This is a genomic window from Sulfitobacter sp. 1A15258 (genome assembly GCF_043557045.1).
In the GTDB taxonomy this organism is placed as follows: domain Bacteria; phylum Pseudomonadota; class Alphaproteobacteria; order Rhodobacterales; family Rhodobacteraceae; genus Sulfitobacter; species Sulfitobacter faviae.
In genome coordinates this window covers 198,965-215,388 of sequence record NZ_JBIFFK010000004.1, presented here as the reverse complement: position 1 = coordinate 215,388, position 16,424 = coordinate 198,965, and the positions used below count along the sequence as shown (strand labels likewise).

Below are 16,424 nucleotides of genomic sequence, written 5' to 3'. Positions count from 1 at the left end.
ATCCGTCAGCCCGCGCCGGTGCATGCCGCCCTCGGCAGCGCTGTGCCGGGCCGACAAAGGGTTTTGCATGACTGAGACCGCCACCAAAGCCGAAGGCCCGCCGCCCGCGCCGATGCGCAGCTATGAAGTCGCCGCGCTCCGCGCCGACGGGTCGCTCTATATCGGCCAAGACACCGCTCCCGCCGCGCCACTTCTCGAAGCCGCTTTCGCGGCCTTCGCCCGCGGGACGCCAATCCAAACGGTGCAAGGCGACATCGCCATCGAAGATCTCCAGCCCGGCGATATAATCAACACAAGTGCCGGAGGTCCGGCGCAGTTGATCTGGATCGGGTCGAGCCGTTTCATCCCGGCGGACAGTGGGCGGCTGCCCCTCATCCGCATCATGCCCGACAGTTTCGGCGAGGGGCGCCCCAGTTCTTTCCTCACCCTCGGCCCCGCCGCGCGGGTGCTCCAAACGCCGCCCCACCTGCGGGCCGAGGCGGAGGGCAGCCGCCTGCTCACCCCGCTGCGCGAATTCGTGGATGGGGTCAATGTGATCGAGGTCACTCCGCCAACTCCGGTGCGCCTGTTTCATATCTGCCTGTCGCGCCATGCGGTGATCAAGGCGGGCGGGCTAGAGATGGAGACCTTTCACCCCGGCGCTCGAGCGCTGCGTGACGCAACGCCCGGCCTGTGGGATCGCTTTCTATCCATGTTTCCGCAGATCGCGCATGGGCGGGATTTCGGCCCCCTCGCCCATCCCCGCGCGCCCGCGGCGGCAGAAGACCGCGCCGATAGCTGACCTTAAGGCGCGGTCGACAGCCGCGCTTCCAACACGTCGAAGGGCACGCCGGGCTCGTCCTTGGCCCCGCGGATCACGAGGCTGGTCTTCACGCTTTCCACATTGGGCGTGGTCAGCAATTGCCCGGTCAGGAAGCTTTGAAAGCTCGACAGATCTGGTGCCACGCATTTCAGGATGAAATCGACCTCACCGTTCAGCATATGGCACTCGCGCACCAGCGGCCAACCACGGCATTTCTCTTCAAACGCGCTCAGATCAGCCTCCGCCTGACTGGCCAGCCCGACCATGGCGAAGACCTGCACCTCAAAGCCCAGTTCGCGCGCATCGACATCCGCATGATAACCTTTGATATAGCCCTGCTCTTCCAAGGTACGCACGCGGCGCAAACAGGGCGGCGCAGAGATGCCGACGCGTTTGGCCAGTTCGACATTCGTCATCCGGCCATCAGATTGCAACTCGGCCAAGATCATCCGGTCTATCGGATCAAGTCGTGTACCCGCCATAACATCCTCAGTGAATTTTCGATTCTTATAGCAGCCTGCGTGGTGCGCGCAATAAAGTTTCACACAAGCGCAATATTCTTTATCACGGCCCTTGAGGCCAGCCGCCCGTCCGTTCACGCAAGCGTAATGACGGGGCGGTGACGGCAGGGGTTTAACGGCTTCGCGGCTATCGCTATATGAGGCGGGCAATATCAATGACAGCCCGGGGGCGCCAGATGGCCGAGACACGTAAAACCAAGGTACTGATCATCGGCTCCGGCCCTGCGGGCTATACCGCCGGGGTCTACGCAAGCCGCGCCATGCTGGAGCCGATCCTCGTGCAGGGGATCGAGCCGGGCGGCCAGCTGACCACCACCACCGAGGTCGAGAACTGGCCCGGCGACAGCGAGGTTCAGGGCCCCGACCTGATGATCCGTATGCAGGACCACGCCAAGGCCATGGGGACCGAGATCATCGGCGACATCATCACCGACCTCGACCTGTCGAGCCGCCCGTTCCACGCCAAGGGCGACAGCGGCACGACTTACGTCGCCGATTCCGTGATCCTCGCCACCGGCGCCCGCGCGAAGTGGCTGGGGCTGGAGAGCGAAGAAAAGTTCAAGGGCTTCGGCGTCTCGGCCTGCGCTACCTGCGATGGGTTCTTCTATCGTGGTCAGGAGATCGTGGTCATCGGCGGCGGCAACACTGCCGTGGAAGAGGCGCTGTTCCTCACCAACTTTGCTTCCAAGGTCACGCTGATCCACCGCCGCGACGAGCTGCGCGCCGAGAAGATCCTGATCGACCGGTTGATGAAGAACCCCAAGATCGAGCCGCTGTGGTTCCATGAGCTGCACGAGGTCTACGGCACCGACAACCCGCTCGGCGTCGAGGGCGTGAAGGTCAAACACACCAAGACCGGCGAGATCACCGACATTCCCGCCAAGGGCGTCTTTGTCGCCATCGGCCATGCGCCCGCCAACGAGTTGGTCAAAGATACGCTGGAAACCCACATGGGCGGCTACGTCGTGACCAAACCCGACAGCACCGAAACCTCCATCCCCGGCGTCTTTGCCGCAGGCGATTTGACCGACCACAAGTACCGCCAAGCGGTGACCAGCGCCGGCATGGGCTGCATGGCAGCACTCGAAGCCGAGCGCTTCCTTGCCGAAGTGGGCGACGATGACGGCAAAGATACCTCCCTCCCGCTCGGCTACGGGGCCGAGGTGAAGGAAGACGTTTAAGTCAGACGAAGGCGCGGCGGAGATAATTCCGGTTTCCGCCGCCCCTCAGCACCCGAATTGCAGGCCACCCTCGGATCATGGGATTTCGGCCTTTAACGGGGCGACACCCCTTAGTTCTATAGACTTTTCACATCTTTTGCAGCTATGGCAGCCGGGACCAAAGCCGCCTGTTCCCTAAAGAAAAGTGATAGTCATGATGCCCAGCAACCTCACGCCGATCCCCGAACTCTACGTCTCTTACGAGTCGTCGCAAAAGCTGAAGGTGGAGGCGGGCAATCTGGTGAGCCTCGACCTCACCCCGCGCCAGATCTGCGATCTGGAACTCTTGATGAACGGCGGCTTTAACCCGCTGAAAGGGTTCTTGGGCGAAGAGGACTACGACAGCGTGGTCGAGAATATGCGTCTGGCGGACGGCTCCCTCTGGCCGATGCCGATCACCCTCGACGTGACCGAGGCTTTCGCCGAGAAGCTGGAAGTAGGGCAGGACATCGCCCTGCGCGACCAAGAGGGCGTGATTCTCGCGACCATGACCGTGACCCACCGCTGGACCCCGAACAAATCGCGCGAGGCCGAGAAGGTCTTTGGCGCCGATGACGAGGCGCATCCGGCGGTGAACTACCTGCACAACCAAGCGGGCAACGTCTATCTCGGCGGCCCGGTGACCGGCATCCAGCAGCCCGTGCACTACGACTTCCGCGCCCGCCGCGACACGCCCAACGAATTGCGCGCCTATTTCCGCAAGCTGGGCTGGCGCCGCGTGGTGGCCTTTCAAACCCGCAACCCGCTGCACCGCGCGCATCAGGAACTCACATTCCGCGCCGCCCGTGAAGCGCAGGCCAACCTGCTGATCCACCCCGTTGTCGGCATGACCAAACCCGGCGATGTCGATCACTTCACCCGCGTGCGCTGCTATGAGGCGGTGCTCGATAAGTATCCTGCCGCCACCACCTCCATGTCGCTCTTGAACCTCGCCATGCGCATGGCTGGCCCGCGCGAGGCCGTCTGGCACGGGCTGATCCGCAAAAACCACGGCTGCACCCATTTCATCGTGGGCCGCGACCACGCTGGCCCCGGCAAGAACTCCGCCGGCGAAGATTTCTATGGCCCCTATGACGCGCAGGAATTGTTCCGCGCGCATCAGGAGGAAATGGGCATCGAAATGGTCGATTTCAAACATATGGTCTGGGTGCAGGAACGTGCTCAATACGAGGCCATGGATGAGATCGAGGACAAGGACAGCGTCACCATCCTGAACATCTCGGGCACCGAGCTGCGCCGCCGCCTGCGCGAAGGGCTGGAGATCCCTGAGTGGTTCTCCTTCCCCGAGGTCGTAAAGGAGTTGCGCCGCACCTCCCCGCCGCGCTCCAAGCAGGGCTTCACTGTCTTCTTCACCGGCTTCTCCGGCTCCGGCAAGTCCACCATTGCCAACGCGCTGATGGTCAAGCTGATGGAGATGGGCGGCCGCCCGGTGACGCTGCTGGATGGTGACATCGTGCGGAAAAACCTCAGTTCCGAACTCGGCTTCTCAAAAGAGCACCGCGACCTGAACATCCGCCGCATCGGCTATGTCGCCTCCGAGATCACCAAGAACGGCGGCATCGCCATCTGCGCGCCGATCGCGCCCTATGCCGCCACCCGCCGCGCGGTGCGCGAGGATGTGGAGAACTTCGGCGCCTTCGTCGAAGTGCATGTCGCAACCTCTATCGAGGAATGCGAACGCCGCGACCGCAAGGGGCTCTACAAACTGGCGCGGGAGGGCAAGATCAAGGAATTCACCGGCATTTCCGACCCCTACGATGTGCCGCAGAACGCCGAACTGGTGCTGGAGACCGAGAATGTCGAGGTCGACAACTGCGCGCATCAGGTGTTGCTGAAGCTCGAAAGCATGGGGCTGATCGCGGGGTAAGCCGCTCAGTCTCTGCTAAGAACAACGCAGCCCCTCGGGGCTGCGTTTCGCGTTTGGGGTCAGGCCACCTCGGGCATGAAAACTTGGCCCGACATTACCACGCGCCCCTGCCCCGCCACGCGGACACCGGTGGTCGCATCGCGGGGGCCAAGCACCTCGACCTCCGCCCATCCGGGGCGGCCCATGAGGTACCCCTGCTCAGCCACGAAATTCGGGCTGTCAATCAATCCGCGCGCCCAAAGATAGGCCGCCATGGCACCCGTCGCCGAACCGGTGAAAGGGTCTTCGGCAGGGCTGGGCGGGGCCAGCAGCAGCCGCGCATAGGTATTGCCCGCAGCGGTCGCGCCTTCGAGGGTGACCCAGAAGGGCTCCATCATATCGCTGCCCTGCCCCAGATGGGCATTATAGGCCGCGAGCGCTTCGGGGTTAAGCTTCAGCCCTTCCAAGGCGGCGCGACTGCGCAGAACGGTGATACAAAACGGCAGCCCGGTAGAAACTACCTGCGGCGGCGCGATGATATCCTCGGGTGCCACGCCGCCCACCTTGGCGACGAGATCAGCAGGCACTTCTTCCCCGAAGACCGGCGCGATCTGGGTCATGGCGATTTGGGAGCCGCGCACCTCGACCTCGACGATCCCCGCGCCAGTCTCCAACCGCAGTGGCCCTTCGCCGATCAACCCGCGATGGCGCAGCGCTGCGACGGTGGCGATGGTGGGGTGGCCCGCAAAGGGTATCTCACGACTGGCGAGGTAGTATTTCACCTTGAAATCCGCGACCTCCGACGGGCCGGTAAAGGTGCATTCCACGAGGGATGTTTCGCGCACATAGGCCATGCATAGCTCATCCGGCAGCCCTGCCCCGCCATGCACCACGGCGCAGCCATTGCCGCCAAAGACTTGGTCGGTAAAGGCGTCTACCCAGTCGAAATCGAAATCCATAAGCCCGCTCCCAATAAAAAAGGCCGCAGCGGACTGCGGCCTTGCATCGGGCTTAGCGTATCGTCGTGCCAGGCGGCGTCAATGCACCATCACTGGCCGGTAGTCATGCTCTCGCGCCAGCGAGAAAGCGAGTTTCTGATCGCCGACCAGCGCAAGCTGCTGCCCTTCGGCATCGTGAACGGCATAGAGAAGCTCAAGCCCCTCGGCCTGATCGCGCACCTCGCGCGGCAGGTCGGCGACAGCGATGGTTTTGACATAGACCATACGGTCGTTTCCGTGGGTGATTGCGTCTTGCATGATGTTACCCCTTCTTGATCTTGATGGTTTGAACCACCGTTTCAGGCTTGGCGCGGGTCAGGTCGACATGCAGCAGACCATTCTCCATAACCGCCTCGCCCACATCGACCCCATCGGCCAGTACGAACGAGCGCTGGAATTGACGCGCGGCGATTCCACGGTGCAGAAACACCCGGTCTTCGCCATCGTCGGACTGACGCCCACGGATCACGAGCTGTCTATCCTCAACGGTTATCGACAGATCCTGTTCCGAAAAACCCGCCACCGCCAGCGTGATGCGATAGCTGTAGTCCGAGGTTTGTTCGATGTTGAACGGCGGATAACCTTCGTTTCCGGCTTTGGCGCTGCGTTCGAGCACCCGTTCCAATTGTTCAAACCCAAGCATATGCGGGTAAGAGGCAAGCGTTAATTTCGTCATGCGACACGTCCTTATCAGGTCAAGCGACAGTGTTTCACAGGCCCCGCAACCGGCAGCCCGTTGCATTGAATATGGGGGGGCTTGGGCAAGGGCGCAAGGGCTATGCCAAATGATCTCAACCGCTTATATTCAAGGTTCAGATGCCCAACGGAATCACCTGCCCATGAATGCCCCTACCGATCTGTCGATGAAAACGGACGAAGTGCTGCGTGTCGAGCTTGAGGTCTTTCGACGGGAACATCGCGATCTGGATGACGCCATCCATGCGCTGGTCGAACGCGGCACCGGGGATCAACTGACCCTGCAACGGCTCAAGAAACGCAAACTGCGTCTCAAGGATTTGATTGCCCAGATCGAAGACCGGCTGACGCCCGATATCATCGCCTGACCCATTATCCCCCATGGCCCGCGGCAATCGGCGTTGCCAGATGGGCCGGGATGCGTATAGTGCGCGCTCTGATCCACCAAGAGAAGGCCCGCAGCAATGACCACGCCCCCGGTTGGCATCATCATGGGGTCCCAGTCCGACTGGGCCACCATGCGCGAAGCAGCAACCCTGCTGGACGAGCTTAACATCCCCTTCGAGGCGCGCATCGTTTCGGCCCATCGCACGCCGGACCGGCTCTGGGACTATGGCAAGACGGCGGTGGACCGGGGTTTGCAAGTCATCATCGCGGGCGCAGGCGGGGCGGCGCATTTGCCGGGCATGATGGCCTCTAAAACCCGCGTGCCGGTGATCGGCGTGCCGGTGCAGACCAAGGCGCTCTCGGGTGTGGATTCGCTTTATTCCATCCTGCAAATGCCACGCGGCTTCCCGGTCGCGACCATGGCCATCGGTGCTGCAGGCGCGGCCAATGCCGCCCTGATGGCGGCGGGCATCCTTGCGCTGCAAGACCCGGAATTGGCCAAGCGACTGGACGATTGGCGCGATGCGCTCAGCGCTTCGATCCCCGAGGTGCCGCATGACTGAACCCCTGCAAACCGGCGCCACCATCGGCATTCTGGGCGGCGGCCAGTTGGGCCGTATGCTCTCCGTCGCCGCCGCGCGGCTTGGCTTTCGCACCCATATCTTCGAGCCGGGCGCCAACCCGCCCGCCGCCGATGTTGCCCATGCGGTGACCACCGCCCCCTATGACGACCACAAGGCGCTGGAGGCTTTCGCCCGCGCCTGTGACATCGTCACCTTCGAGTTTGAGAACATCCCCACCGAGGCGCTCGACGCGGTCGAAGCGATCACCCCGCTGCGCCCGGGCCGCGAGGCGCTGCGCATTTCCCAAGACCGGCTGACCGAGAAGACCTTCCTCGGCGATCTTGGCCTGCGCGTGGCCCCTTTCGCCGATGTGACCGACGCCGCCAGCCTGAAGGCCGCCGTGGCCCAGATTGGCACGCCTGCGATCCTCAAAACCCGCCGTTTCGGCTATGACGGCAAGGGCCAAGCGCGGCTGAAAGACGATGCCGACCTTGACGCCGCTTGGGCCGAGATGAACGGCGCGCCTTCCGTGCTCGAAGGTTTCGTCAATTTCAGCGCCGAAATCTCTGTCATCGCTGCGCGCAGTGCCACGGGCGAAGTTGCCTGTTTCGATCCCGGTGAGAATGTCCACCGCGATGGCATCCTGCACACCACCACCGTGCCCGCCAAGATCAGTAATGCACAGCGCACTGACGCGGTGCTGCTTGCCGGTCGCGTGCTGAACGCACTGGATTACGTCGGCGTTATGGGCGTCGAGCTCTTCGTCACGCCGCAGGGGCTGATCGTGAATGAGATCGCCCCGCGGGTGCATAACTCTGGCCATTGGACCCAGAACGGCTGCACCATCGACCAATTCGAGCAGCATATCCGCGCCGTGGCCGGGTGGCCCTTGGGCGATGGGCAGCGCTATGCAGATGTGGTGATGACCAACCTCATCGGCGATGACATGGACCGCGTGCCCGAACTGGCCCGCGCCCGCGACACGGCGCTGCATCTCTACGGCAAGGCCGAGGTCAAACCGGGCCGCAAGATGGGTCATGTAAACCAGATCACCCGCGGCTGAGGTCAGCCGAAGAACCGATCCGCCACCGCGCCGGACATGAAGCTCACCCGCCCCGCCGCGAAAGTGGCGGCAACACGGCCCGTGACCTTGTGCAAGACGACGATATCGGCGCGTTTACCCGGCGCCAGCGTACCGCGATCCGAAAGCCCCAGCACCTGCGCCGGCCCGGATGAGACCAACGCCCAAGCGCCCGCAAGGTCCAGCAATCCGCTCTGCGCCAGCATCAAGGCGGCGCGGCGCGGCGAAGGGTAATGGTAATCCGACGCCAACGCGTGACAAAGCCCCATGGTGATCAGGTCCAGCGCCGAAAGGTTGCCGTTATGCGACCCGCCGCGCACCACATTGGGCGCGCCCATGATGACCGCATCCCCTGCCCCATGCGCGGCCTCGGCGGCCTCCTGCGTCTCGGGGAATTCCGCCAGCGTCACGCCCCGCGCCCGCCAAAGGGCGCGGCCCTCGGCGGTCTGGTCGTCATGGCTGCCCATCTTGATGCCACGCTGCGCCAGTTCTGTGCAAAGCCGGTCCAGCGCCGAGGGCACCTCATCGCGCCGCGCGTGCATCTCCTGCATCTGCGCCAAATGGCTCTCCGGGCTGCGCCCGGCCTTCAGCGCCTGCCCGACCAGCCGTTTTGGGGTCTTGCCCGCCGCCAAACGATCATGCGGCAGGTGATCGTTGAACACCACATAGCCCACGCCCCAATCCGCCATGCGCTGCGGCAGACTGTCGTAAAGGTCGAGCATATGGGTCTCAAACCGAAGCTGCGGGCGGATGTCGGTGACCAATTCCGGCGCGGTGTCGCGGATGCCGCTAAAGACCTGATCGGCGAACGCCAGCCCCCGCAGCCCGCCTTCCCAACTGACGAATTGCGCCAAGACCGCGGTGGTCATGCCATTCGCCGCGAGCTCGGCCTCCGCTGCGACCAACCCTTCGGACAGTTGTTTCATCGCCCCGCGACGCGGTGCCAGATGCCGCTCGAACGCGTCGCCATGCAGATCGACGATCCCCGGCATGACTTGAAAGCCGGTCAGATCGACAGGCCGCCCGACCGGGGCATCGGCAATCACCCCGTCGGCAAAAGACAACGGCGCACGGCACAGCCCCTCGGGGTGAAGCACCTCCGCATTGACGAGATCAAGGTTTGGCATCGTCCCCTCCCACCCCCGGCAGGCAGCCCGCTTCCGGGCAGCCGATCGCATTCAGGACCCCGTCGATGAAAGTCATCGACCGGTCGAAACTGCCGGTTTTCAGAAAGGCCATGGTCTGGGCGATGACGCGCGGGTTGTTCATCATGAAGGTATGAGTCACCGGCAAGACGATATGGTCTTTCATCCCCGCCACACGGGTCGAGGCGACCGAGACCTTTCCGTCATCCGGCCCCGGCAAAAGGCTCGAAAAATAGGGGTTGAGCGACTGTGAGCCGGCAATCACGCCTAATTCGAAAGGGACCGGCGGCAATTGGTTCGGCAAAGCCGCGTCATCGGTGCCGATCTCGGCCCCGGCGGGCCCGTTCAACCATTCGAACGCAGGGTTCTCGACCAATTCGTCCACCACCTCGCTGCCGTGATTGGGCGGCCCCAGCATCACCACGCGCCCGACCCGGTCGGCCCCGGCCTCGGCCACCCATTTGCGCACCAAAATACCGCCCATGGAATGGGTCACGAAATCGATCCGCTCGGTGCCGCAGGCCTCAATCGCGCGCGGCAGGGTCTGTTTCGCCAATTCCGCGATATTGGCCTCAGTCGAAGGGTAGCCCGGGCGCACCACGCGGTAGCCTTCGGCGACCAAGGCGGCTTCCATCACGGCAAAAGACATCTCGGTCCTAGCCAGCCCATGGAGCAAAACCACACAGCGCCCCGCTGCGTTTTCGGCCGCGGCAGGCAGGGGGATCGCCAAGCAGATCGCGGCAATCAGCAGGGTGAAAAATCTCATCATGCCCCCCAGATAGACTGATTGCCCCGACTGTGAAATGGTCTTGGCGCGTTACCTGACGAAAGTATGCCGATGCCCCGACCCTGCCCCCGATTGGCCGCCCGCGCCGTGCTGCTGCACGAAGGCCGGCTGCTGCTGGTCAACGCCTATGCCGATGATCGGCTGGGCCTGATGTGCGCCCCCGGCGGCGGGGTGGAGGCCGGCGCCTCCCTCCCCGACAACCTGCGGCGCGAGGTCTTTGAGGAAACGGGCCTCACGATCTCAGTCGGCGCGCCTTGTTTGGTCAATGAGTTCCACGACCCCGGCGGCGATTTCCATCAGGTGGATATCTATTTCAGATGCCACATCCTCGGATCCGCCCAAATCGCCCCCGATTGGCAAGACCGCGAGGCCATCGTCAACCGGCATCAATGGGTCACCCAAGCAGAGTTGGAGCAGGTTCCCCACAAGCCCGACAGCCTCGGCGCGGTCGCCTTTGGCCCGACGGAGGCGGCGATCACCTACGATCCTTTGGAGCCGATTTTGCGCTGATCGCCCAAGCGATCCCCCCCAAAACCAAGGCCGTCGCGAGGATAAGCGTCAAGCTCAGCGGCTCACCCAAAAGCAGCGCCCCGGCGAGGATGGCGAGGATCGGCACGCTCAGCTGCGCCACCGCCGCCGTGCCCCCGTCGATCCGTGTCAGCACCGCATACCACAGGGCATAGCCAAGGCCCGAGGTCAGCCCGCCGCAAAGCGCGCCCAACAAAAGCCCCGTCAGGCTGAAATGCGACCCCGCAAGAGCGGGCAGGATGAGCATGAACGGCAAACACAGCAAAAAGTTTGCCGAAGTCGCCGCCAGCGGATCGCCCGATGTGCGACCGATGATCGTATAGGCGGCCCAGCCGATCCCCGCCAGAACCATCAGCCCGGCGCCGATTGGCTCCGTGGAACCCTGCCCATCCGGCCAGAGGACCAAAACCAAGCCCGCAAAAGCCGCCCCAGCCCCTGTGATTTGCCGCGTGGTGGGCGCCGCGCCGGTCAAAGCGGCGTAGGTGAACATGGTAATCTGCACCACGCCAAAAAGGATGAGCGCCCCGAGCCCCGCGTCCAACGTCAGATACGCCAGACTGAACCCGATCATATAGACAGCGAGACTCACGGCCCCGCCGATCCTGTTGCGCCGCAAAAGCGGCAGCCGTCCACCCCGCAGCGCAACAAAGATGCCCAAAACCAATGCCCCCGCACCGACCCGCACAAGGGCAAAGCCCGCCGGATCGATATGCCCGCCGTCCACCGCCATTCGGGTCAAAATTGAGTTCGCCGCAAAGGCGCACATGGTGAGGGCGGAAAGAAGGAAAAGCTGCATGGCCTCTCGCTTAGCGTCCCTCTCCAGCCGCGCCAAGCGCGGAATGCCTTTTGCACAAGGTTCTAACTGTGACGTGATGATCTCCTCCTTCGCATCGATTGGCGTGGACGAATAAAGCGGTGCGAGCGCTGCAATTCGATAGTGGCGCCAGAGGTGTTCCTTGGCTCCCCGGGGTTTCACCTATGCTATGTCATAGCCACGCCCTCCAAACGCACGGATACAGTCGCACCGCGCCCAGCACCGGTGGATACCAAACAGGCATGGCCCCCATAAGCCGCTGCGATTTTGCGAACCAAGGCCAGCCCCAAGCCCGACCCTTCAACCTCATCGCGCGATCGCAATGTTGTCATCGGCTGGAAGACACGCTCATGATAACGCGAAGGTATTCCCGGCCCATCATCGGAAACGGTCAGCATCATGGCCTCCCCTTCGTTTTTTACCACTACCTCGACCCGCCCCGAAAACCGATCATGATGCTTGATCGCGTTTCCAATCAACGCCACGAAAAGCCAGTGCAGGTTCTGATCGTCAATGCGGAAAGATTCGCACCCGAAGTGATGATTAACCCGGAAACCACTGGGCGGCCCGACTTCCTCTACCGCGGCATGAAAGGCCTGCTTAAGTTCGACCTCAGACGCATCGCGCCCTCTTCCGGCGCGTGAGTATTGAAGCAGGTCGACTAACATCCGATCCAACCGCCGCGTATGCCGCTTCATCAAGGCGATAGAGCTGTTGACTGAAGGGCTTACCTCCAGTCCCGCCTCCTCAATATCCTCGGCGATCCATTCAGGCAGTTCCAACAACGCGCGAATGGAGCCGCGCAGATCGTGGCTTACCAGATGGATAAACTCCTCTGCATCCGGCCCGGCAGGTTGCCCTTCTTCGCGCGAAGGTAGCTCATGGTCGCTAGGTAGCCTTAACAGCCGCTGCGTCATATCGCGACCTCCCTGCGATCAGCGCATGAGCAAAACGCCCTGCTAGCCCGAGTTAAAACCAAAGGTTCCATCAAACGAGTTCCCGTAGCAAACGACGCGCAGCGGGCGGATATTTCGCACGCAGACCCGCCCACCTTTGTATCTGCCTTTCGCGTCCGACCCGGCTTGTGATCAACTGCCATTGCTGTGCAACCCGGGTCAGGGCCATTTTCGGCGAAACCTCACCCTGAAGCGCCTTATCCAATCCCCTTCCCAATGTTTGGAAATACTCTGATTGCCCTTTCAAATAGAAATCGGGAATCGCCCCTTTAAGCGCCGCGCGATGCACCTCCAGAAAGGGCTTTGAATAGGCCGCCTCCACTCCCGGGTCACTGTAGTGCTCATTACGAAAAGGGTCGAAAAACCCATCCGGCTGCCGAACGGCAAGTGTCGACATTGCTGGCGTGACCGCGAAGAGGGCGAATAGATAGGCGAGTTCTTTCTGGGTCGATGCCGCGCTGATGACAAAGCTCCATCCCCAATTGAAATAGGGGATTTCGAGCAGTTCCTCCCCCACCTGCCCTCCGGGGGTTGGCCCATAAACCATCCGTCCGCGCATCGATGATCGACGAGAGTTAAGGTATTTCTGCGTTCCGCCCCAGCCGATGTTACAATAGACATCGCCCTTCGCGTATCGCGCCCAATTTCCAAACAGCCCCAGGCTCGAAGTTTCGGGGGCAAGGCAGTCCGTGATCGCGATCAACTCTTCCAGTGCCGCCACCCCCGGATTATCTGCAATTTGCGGCGTCATATCGGGGGACAGAGGCCAATAGCCCTTGGCGTGAAACCGCACCCACCATTCCCATGCGAGATACCCCGGCGTGCGGAACAACAATCCGCCATATCGACCGGCCTCTGGTGCATGAAAGAACCGGATTTGCCGGTCCAGTTCCTGCCAAGTTTCTGGCTGAACAAGTGGATAGCCGAAACGATCGGCGTAGCGCGCTTGGTCATGCGGATCGCGCAGCATCTCGCGATGGTAGAACATCAAATAGGCGTCGCCATCCGTTTGAAATCCATAGGTTTTACCGTCGAACTTGTCCCCTTCTTGATAAAGCATAGGGTCGCGAAACCCCGGCGGTTCATAGCGTGCGGCGAAGCCATCCAAAGCATGGACCGCCCCTGCGGCCACCAGATCTGCAAGACCAAACGTCGCGGGCAAAGCAACATCATATCGCGCCTCCCCGAGCACACTATTAAGCATCAGTTCCGCGTTGATCTGATCTACGTGCACTTCTTGTAGGTCGACCGCGACCCCGGTCCGTTCTGTAAAGGCGTTTGCAACCGGCGCGAGATTGGCCCGCGACCCTTCAGGCAATAGCACCGAAAGCGTCTTGGCGTTTCCCCCCAATTCGCGGGCCTGCGCGGCCACCTTTATATCGATCGCCTCACCGAATGCCGGAGCGGCGATCAGCGTGCTCAGCCCGGCGCCCAATCCGATTGAAACCGTTCGCCTTGTTAACCTGCGGCCGCCTGACACGATTCGATCCTCCAATACGCCGGGGCATGACCCCTTCCCGCTGTCATGGCGCTGGTTTTAGGGCGACGGCGATTAACATTGCGTTAATCGGTCACGGCTATTCACAAGGTATGAAAACGATGCACCCCCCTTGGCGCCTCCTGCAGCTTTTCGGCAGCCGTATCAGCACCCGTCTCAGGGCCGCTTTTCTGCTCGTTGCGGGAATCATCGGCCTAGCCGGGTGGGTTGCTACGGGGCAAATGCGCGCTGTTTTGGCCAGTCATGCTCATCTAAGCCAATCGGCGCTACCGATGTTGGCTATTTTCCAGCAGATTGAGCGGTCTTTGAATGGTGTATTCCTTTCGATTGAACAGTTAAATCAGCGAGATACCACCGCTTCGCCATCAGTCCTTGGGCAGGAAATTGGGACAAAGATCAGCAAAATCTCCAAACTTTTAGATGATCTGTCGACGTCCGAGATCGCGCCCCCCTTGGCCGCCCGGCTGGAACAGCGTTTGCAGATGGCACGGCGTGCGACGGATGCGACAGTAGTCAGCCTTCAGGAGATGCGGGGCGTGGAGGCGCAAATCGTCTCAACCCTCGATGTTGTCGAGCAAATTCAAGAGCAAAGTCACCTCATTATCGACGATCTAGCCTATCGGCTTTCTAGGCAGACCGAAGCTGTTCTGGCCGAACCCTCTGGGATTTCGAGTTCCGGCCAGCAAAAAAATTCTACGTCCCGCTTTCCCGAATTGCTGTTAAGTGCGGTCAATTTGAATGACATTCGGCTCAGTCTCGACACGCTCATCAATATCGTCATGTCGCAAGGGCTACAGAACCACCCCCTTCAACTCGCGCGCGCGAAACTGCTTGTCGACGAACATTTTCAGGATGCCATAACCCGCTTACCGCGCATTCACGAGACAGCAAGCAGGCGGTCACTTGCACGCCAAATTGACGCGTTGCGCGACCTGCTGCTTCGTGCCGAAACGGGGTTCTTTGCCCATACAACGGCCCGCCTGCGGTTCCATAATAGCTTCGAAAGGCTGCAAGCCGAACATCTCCCCATGATCGTGGAAATTTCCGATATCTCCTCCGATCTGACCCAAAACACCCTAGAGCGGGTGGATGCTGCGACGCAGGCCCTGCGTGATACCATCAACCAGGTCATTTGGACCGTGGGCCTCACCATGGCCTGCGCCTTTCTCGTGATTGCAATGACCAACGGCTTGGTTATTGAACGGCAGTTTAACCGCCGCATCAGACGCTTGACCGATTCCGTGACCGCGATCGCTCGGGGGGATCTCGACCATCCGATTACCGTGAGAGGGCGCGACGAGCTTGGAGAGATGGCGCGCGCATTGACCGTCTTCCGCACCACGGCGGAGGAGCTTCGGCGCTCGAATATCGAGTTGGAGAAATTCGCCTATGTCGCTGCGCACGACCTGCGGTCGCCCCTCCGGGCGGTGCATGAATTGAGCCTTTGGGTGCTGGAGGATGAAGACAACGCGCTAAGTGCCGAAAGCCGAAGCTATTTGCTGATGTCTCAACAACGGATTGACCGGCTAAACCGTCTTTTGGCCGATCTTTTGGATTATGCCCGCGCCGGGCAGGACCAGCCTGCGCCGGAGCCTGTCCATCTTGGCCGCTTGGTGACGGAGCTCGCCCGCTACATCGATACCGAAGGCCGTTTTAAGATCACCTTTACCGGGGCGGAGCAGGTCGTCGACGCGCAGCTCACACCCTTGCAGCAAATCCTGGGCAATCTCATCTCGAATGCGATCAAACACCATGACCGGGCTCATGGGACGATCCATATCAGTGCGCAGCGTCGGCAGGACCACCTTGTCTTGACCGTCCGCGATGACGGGCCGGGTATAGAGCTTCGACATCAGCAAAAGATATTTGAACTCTTTCAAACCCTTAAACCCCGCGATGAGGTTGAGGGGAGCGGCTTGGGACTCGCCATCGTAAGCAAGCTTGCGGCCCACCAAAAAGGCAAGGTCACGCTATTTTCCGACCCTGACAAAGGGCGCGGCGCGACCTTTGTGGTTGAGCTTCCACTGGCACCACAAGCACATCAATCCCTGCCCGTGGCGGCCGCGGCGTGACAGCAGTCGGAAAGGAATATCGGATGAAAACGACGCCCGCGAAATTTCTTATCGTCGATGACGACAAAGTCAGCGTGATGGCCATGCAACGGGCAATGCGCAAGTTGAAGATCGTCAATGAGACGGCGGTTTGCCATGACGGCCAGCAGGCGCTTGAGTTTCTGGCGGAGGAGGTGAAGCGGCACGGGCGATTGCCGCCCTATATCATCACGCTCGACCTCAATATGCCGCGCATGGGCGGGCTTGAGTTCTTGGAGGTCGTTCGCGCCGATCCCGCCTTGGAGCGTATGGTGGTCTTCGTCTTCACGACCTCCGATATGCCCACGGATGTGCAATCGGCCTATAGCAAGAATGTCGCGGGCTATATCGTGAAGGAGAACCCGTCAGAGACCTTTGCCAATGCGCTCGACATGCTTAACACCTACGCGCGGATCGTCGAGCTGCCCAGTTAGCCCGATGAGAACCGGTTAACCGCCAGTCAAAGCCCCCCCGAAACGAAAAGAGGCGCGC

The 16,424-nt window shown here is 61.5% G+C and carries 18 protein-coding genes; 9 read left to right on the top strand and 9 right to left on the bottom strand.

Annotation, left to right across the window (positions count from 1 at the left end):
- The first annotated feature begins 67 nt into the window (after window positions 1-67).
- A complete protein-coding gene (locus tag ACGYK9_RS10645) occupies window positions 68-781 on the top strand; it encodes a Hint domain-containing protein (RefSeq protein WP_394410406.1) in 714 nt (237 codons plus the stop codon).
- A gap of 2 nt (window positions 782-783) precedes the next feature.
- Here the strand turns inward: ACGYK9_RS10645 and ACGYK9_RS10640 are convergent, their stop codons facing one another.
- Window positions 784-1,284 carry an Lrp/AsnC family transcriptional regulator gene (locus tag ACGYK9_RS10640; protein ID WP_067267317.1) on the bottom strand — a complete coding sequence of 167 codons (501 nt, stop codon included), beginning with the start codon at window positions 1,282-1,284 and terminating at the stop codon, window positions 784-786.
- A 215-nt stretch (window positions 1,285-1,499) separates the two neighbouring features.
- Between ACGYK9_RS10640 and trxB the strand changes: the two genes are divergently transcribed.
- Both trxB and ACGYK9_RS10630 read left to right on the top strand, forming a co-directional pair.
- Window positions 1,500-2,504 (top strand): thioredoxin-disulfide reductase, encoded by a 1,005-nt coding sequence (gene trxB, locus ACGYK9_RS10635; protein WP_271688145.1) that lies wholly within the window; start codon window positions 1,500-1,502, stop codon window positions 2,502-2,504.
- A 193-nt stretch (window positions 2,505-2,697) separates the two neighbouring features.
- Entirely contained in the window at window positions 2,698-4,410 is a 1,713-nt protein-coding gene (locus ACGYK9_RS10630) for a bifunctional sulfate adenylyltransferase/adenylylsulfate kinase (protein WP_394410409.1), read from the top strand.
- Between the two features lie 59 nt (window positions 4,411-4,469).
- On the opposite strand, the gene ACGYK9_RS10625 is transcribed toward ACGYK9_RS10630, so the two are convergent.
- From ACGYK9_RS10625 to ACGYK9_RS10615, 3 genes are all read right to left on the bottom strand, one after another.
- Window positions 4,470-5,348, bottom strand: coding sequence for a PhzF family phenazine biosynthesis protein (locus ACGYK9_RS10625; RefSeq protein WP_394410412.1), 879 nt, complete (start codon window positions 5,346-5,348; stop codon window positions 4,470-4,472).
- A 78-nt stretch (window positions 5,349-5,426) separates the two neighbouring features.
- Window positions 5,427-5,645, bottom strand: a complete 219-nt coding sequence (locus tag ACGYK9_RS10620) for a DUF1150 family protein (protein WP_007119022.1) — start codon at window positions 5,643-5,645, stop codon at window positions 5,427-5,429.
- A gap of 4 nt (window positions 5,646-5,649) precedes the next feature.
- Window positions 5,650-6,063 carry an Hsp20 family protein gene (locus tag ACGYK9_RS10615; RefSeq protein WP_067267324.1) on the bottom strand — a complete coding sequence of 138 codons (414 nt, stop codon included), beginning with the start codon at window positions 6,061-6,063 and terminating at the stop codon, window positions 5,650-5,652.
- A 163-nt stretch (window positions 6,064-6,226) separates the two neighbouring features.
- Here ACGYK9_RS10615 and ACGYK9_RS10610 point away from each other — a divergent pair, with 163 nt between their 5' ends.
- The 3 genes from ACGYK9_RS10610 to ACGYK9_RS10600 all read left to right on the top strand — a co-directional run bounded on the left by ACGYK9_RS10610 (window position 6,227) and on the right by ACGYK9_RS10600 (window position 8,096).
- Entirely contained in the window at window positions 6,227-6,451 is a 225-nt protein-coding gene (locus tag ACGYK9_RS10610) for a YdcH family protein (RefSeq protein WP_067267347.1), read from the top strand.
- Between the two features lie 96 nt (window positions 6,452-6,547).
- On the top strand, window positions 6,548-7,033 hold the full coding sequence (gene purE / locus ACGYK9_RS10605) for a 5-(carboxyamino)imidazole ribonucleotide mutase (RefSeq protein ID WP_209218256.1): 486 nt from the start codon (window positions 6,548-6,550) through the stop codon (window positions 7,031-7,033).
- Complete coding sequence (locus ACGYK9_RS10600) at window positions 7,026-8,096, top strand: 5-(carboxyamino)imidazole ribonucleotide synthase (protein ID WP_394410415.1); 1,071 nt, start codon at window positions 7,026-7,028, stop codon at window positions 8,094-8,096. Before purE ends, ACGYK9_RS10600 begins: the two co-directional genes overlap by 8 nt.
- Window positions 8,097-8,098: 2 nt before the next feature.
- Here ACGYK9_RS10600 and ACGYK9_RS10595 read toward each other — a convergent pair whose 3' ends face one another.
- Together ACGYK9_RS10595 and ACGYK9_RS10590 are read right to left on the bottom strand one after the other, a co-directional pair.
- A complete protein-coding gene (locus ACGYK9_RS10595) occupies window positions 8,099-9,241 on the bottom strand; it encodes an alpha-D-ribose 1-methylphosphonate 5-triphosphate diphosphatase (protein WP_394410418.1) in 1,143 nt (380 codons plus the stop codon).
- Window positions 9,228-10,025 (bottom strand): esterase/lipase family protein, encoded by a 798-nt coding sequence (locus ACGYK9_RS10590; RefSeq protein WP_394410421.1) that lies wholly within the window; start codon window positions 10,023-10,025, stop codon window positions 9,228-9,230. Before ACGYK9_RS10590 ends, ACGYK9_RS10595 begins: the two co-directional genes overlap by 14 nt.
- A 66-nt stretch (window positions 10,026-10,091) precedes the next feature.
- On the opposite strand from ACGYK9_RS10590, the gene ACGYK9_RS10585 reads away from it, so the two are divergent.
- Window positions 10,092-10,556 (top strand): NUDIX domain-containing protein, encoded by a 465-nt coding sequence (locus ACGYK9_RS10585; protein ID WP_394410423.1) that lies wholly within the window; start codon window positions 10,092-10,094, stop codon window positions 10,554-10,556.
- Here ACGYK9_RS10585 and ACGYK9_RS10580 read toward each other — a convergent pair.
- From ACGYK9_RS10580 to ACGYK9_RS10570, 3 genes are all read right to left on the bottom strand, one after another.
- Window positions 10,522-11,370 (bottom strand): DMT family transporter, encoded by an 849-nt coding sequence (locus ACGYK9_RS10580; RefSeq protein ID WP_394410426.1) that lies wholly within the window; start codon window positions 11,368-11,370, stop codon window positions 10,522-10,524. The two genes, ACGYK9_RS10585 and ACGYK9_RS10580, sit on opposite strands and share 35 nt — an antisense overlap.
- A gap of 185 nt (window positions 11,371-11,555) precedes the next feature.
- Entirely contained in the window at window positions 11,556-12,305 is a 750-nt protein-coding gene (locus ACGYK9_RS10575) for an ATP-binding protein (RefSeq protein WP_394410429.1), read from the bottom strand.
- A 70-nt stretch (window positions 12,306-12,375) separates the two neighbouring features.
- On the bottom strand, window positions 12,376-13,824 hold the full coding sequence (locus ACGYK9_RS10570; protein ID WP_394410432.1) for an extracellular solute-binding protein: 1,449 nt from the start codon (window positions 13,822-13,824) through the stop codon (window positions 12,376-12,378).
- 290 nt (window positions 13,825-14,114) lie between these two features.
- On the opposite strand from ACGYK9_RS10570, the gene ACGYK9_RS10565 reads away from it, so the two are divergent.
- Together ACGYK9_RS10565 and ACGYK9_RS10560 are read left to right on the top strand one after the other, a co-directional pair.
- A complete protein-coding gene (locus ACGYK9_RS10565; RefSeq protein ID WP_394422506.1) occupies window positions 14,115-15,914 on the top strand; it encodes an ATP-binding protein in 1,800 nt (599 codons plus the stop codon).
- Between the two features lie 23 nt (window positions 15,915-15,937).
- Window positions 15,938-16,366: a response regulator gene (locus ACGYK9_RS10560; protein ID WP_067267334.1), complete on the top strand. Its 429-nt coding sequence runs from the start codon at window positions 15,938-15,940 to the stop codon at window positions 16,364-16,366.
- Window positions 16,367-16,424: the final 58 nt, after the last annotated feature.

Excerpts from the sequence above, each read along its gene's own strand:
- ACGYK9_RS10620 (WP_007119022.1), bottom strand. The coding sequence starts at position 5,645 with ATGCAAGACGCAATCACCCACGGAAACGACCGTATGGTCTATGTCAAA.
- purE (WP_209218256.1), top strand. The coding sequence starts at position 6,548 with ATGACCACGCCCCCGGTTGGCATCATCATGGGGTCCCAGTCCGACTGG.
- ACGYK9_RS10615 (WP_067267324.1), bottom strand. The coding sequence starts at position 6,063 with ATGACGAAATTAACGCTTGCCTCTTACCCGCATATGCTTGGGTTTGAA.
- ACGYK9_RS10585 (WP_394410423.1), top strand. The coding sequence starts at position 10,092 with ATGCCGATGCCCCGACCCTGCCCCCGATTGGCCGCCCGCGCCGTGCTG.
- ACGYK9_RS10580 (WP_394410426.1), bottom strand. The coding sequence starts at position 11,370 with ATGCAGCTTTTCCTTCTTTCCGCCCTCACCATGTGCGCCTTTGCGGCG.
- ACGYK9_RS10565 (WP_394422506.1), top strand. The coding sequence starts at position 14,115 with ATGTTGGCTATTTTCCAGCAGATTGAGCGGTCTTTGAATGGTGTATTC.
- ACGYK9_RS10645 (WP_394410406.1), top strand. The coding sequence starts at position 68 with ATGACTGAGACCGCCACCAAAGCCGAAGGCCCGCCGCCCGCGCCGATG.
- ACGYK9_RS10610 (WP_067267347.1), top strand. The coding sequence starts at position 6,227 with ATGAATGCCCCTACCGATCTGTCGATGAAAACGGACGAAGTGCTGCGT.
- ACGYK9_RS10625 (WP_394410412.1), bottom strand. The coding sequence starts at position 5,348 with ATGGATTTCGATTTCGACTGGGTAGACGCCTTTACCGACCAAGTCTTT.
- ACGYK9_RS10560 (WP_067267334.1), top strand. The coding sequence starts at position 15,938 with ATGAAAACGACGCCCGCGAAATTTCTTATCGTCGATGACGACAAAGTC.
- ACGYK9_RS10595 (WP_394410418.1), bottom strand. The coding sequence starts at position 9,241 with ATGCCAAACCTTGATCTCGTCAATGCGGAGGTGCTTCACCCCGAGGGG.
- ACGYK9_RS10600 (WP_394410415.1), top strand. The coding sequence starts at position 7,026 with ATGACTGAACCCCTGCAAACCGGCGCCACCATCGGCATTCTGGGCGGC.
- ACGYK9_RS10630 (WP_394410409.1), top strand. The coding sequence starts at position 2,698 with ATGATGCCCAGCAACCTCACGCCGATCCCCGAACTCTACGTCTCTTAC.
- trxB (WP_271688145.1), top strand. The coding sequence starts at position 1,500 with ATGGCCGAGACACGTAAAACCAAGGTACTGATCATCGGCTCCGGCCCT.
- ACGYK9_RS10640 (WP_067267317.1), bottom strand. The coding sequence starts at position 1,284 with ATGGCGGGTACACGACTTGATCCGATAGACCGGATGATCTTGGCCGAG.
- ACGYK9_RS10575 (WP_394410429.1), bottom strand. The coding sequence starts at position 12,305 with ATGACGCAGCGGCTGTTAAGGCTACCTAGCGACCATGAGCTACCTTCG.
- ACGYK9_RS10590 (WP_394410421.1), bottom strand. The coding sequence starts at position 10,025 with ATGAGATTTTTCACCCTGCTGATTGCCGCGATCTGCTTGGCGATCCCC.